The organism is Enteractinococcus helveticum (genome assembly GCF_001657475.1).
Taxonomy (GTDB): domain Bacteria; phylum Actinomycetota; class Actinomycetes; order Actinomycetales; family Micrococcaceae; genus Yaniella; species Yaniella helvetica.
In genome coordinates this window covers 1-1,390 of sequence record NZ_LXEY01000083.1, presented here as the reverse complement: position 1 = coordinate 1,390, position 1,390 = coordinate 1, and the positions used below count along the sequence as shown (strand labels likewise).

The window sequence follows — 1,390 nt, the reverse complement described above, 5'->3', positions numbered from 1 at the left end:
CATCGATCATGTCTTGGGTGCGGTGAAACATGGGGCGTGCTTCCAGATCATGCTTGGTCAGTCGGAAGGATGCTTCGACTTCGAATAACGCATGATAATGCGCGATGACTTCAGCGTCGGCCAGGATGTCTTCCGACGCGGAGGTGACATAGCCTTTGATACCTTGCAACGCGCGGGCCCGGTCTATATCGGCCTGGTTGATGCCGACGTCTTTGCCCTTGACCGATACGAATCGGGCCTTGGCCATGGAGCGTTTGCCATCGGCGATGTCTTGGGCTTTGGCGATTTGTTGGTCCAGGGTGCGGCGGTCTTTGTTGAATCGTTTGGTGGTGAATTGATACACCGTCCGCCACGTTTTGGGCGAATCCGCCCGTAATTGCTCTTGGATCGAGGTGGTCCAACCATCGGTCATCTGATGCTTATCCAGCGTGTCCAGGTGGGCTTGGAGTCCTTTGGGCATCTTGCCCACCCGGGAGGCGATGATGAACTGATAGCCGGCTTTCTCTAAGGCCACGCAGTTGGCGTAGGACAGCATTCCCGCATCGGCCACCACCACAATGTCGTCGATGCCGTGGCGGGCTTTGAAGGCATCCAACACCGGCAGAATCGTGGTGGTTTCGGCCGTATTGCCCGGATGCGTGTGGAGCTCTAGTGGGAAACCCGATCGGTCGACTAACAGGCCGAGCACAATTTGCGGATCAATCTGACGGTCCTTGGAAAACCCTGGTCGACGGAATGCATCGGGGTGATCGGATTCGATGTGCAAGGTGGTGGCATCATATAAACACACCGTCACCGGCCCATCAGCAGCGGCAAAATCATAGGCTGCCGCACAAATGGCATCTCGCCAGCCCGCTACAGCTGATCGGGTCAGATGGCGTTTCACCGTGGCATACGAGGGGACCTTGCCGACCCCCAAGGATTCCAAGATGTCCAATGACCGCAGCTTCGAGGCCGGCTCGATCAACCGGGCAATCACCAGTTGTTTGAACACATCAGATCCCACCGCGGCATTGAATCCGATCTGGTCATACACCCCAGCCAACACCTCCCACAACACGCGGTGTTTGGTTCCAACCATCCGCGGTTGCGACGCCGCCTCGACCACCGGTGAGGTGCTCACGATGTCATCGCCAGGAAACTCCAAGTGTAATTGCTGGCCACCTTGCAATTCGGCTTTCCGTTGCTCAGCAGCAGCCAGCAACACCGCCAGCGACTGCTCATCATGCGCCGACCCAACATGCTCCACGATCGTGCGTTGCCCACGATACTTCCTGGCAATCTGCACCGCCGTCGCACCAGAAGCAGTCGACACTTGACGAATATACAACCCCACGAACCCAGTCTACGACCAGCGCTTAGTGCCCTGTTCGTCAACCATCAACCCTGC

1 protein-coding gene is annotated in these 1,390 nt (G+C 57.3%); it reads right to left on the bottom strand.

Translation table 11 applies throughout. From position 1 onward, the window contains the following. Nucleotides 1-1,315, bottom strand: a 1,315-nt coding sequence (locus A6F49_RS14640) for an IS1634 family transposase (RefSeq protein ID WP_150119531.1), incomplete at its 3' end; no start/stop codon positions are given. Nucleotides 1,316-1,390 lie beyond the last annotated feature (75 nt).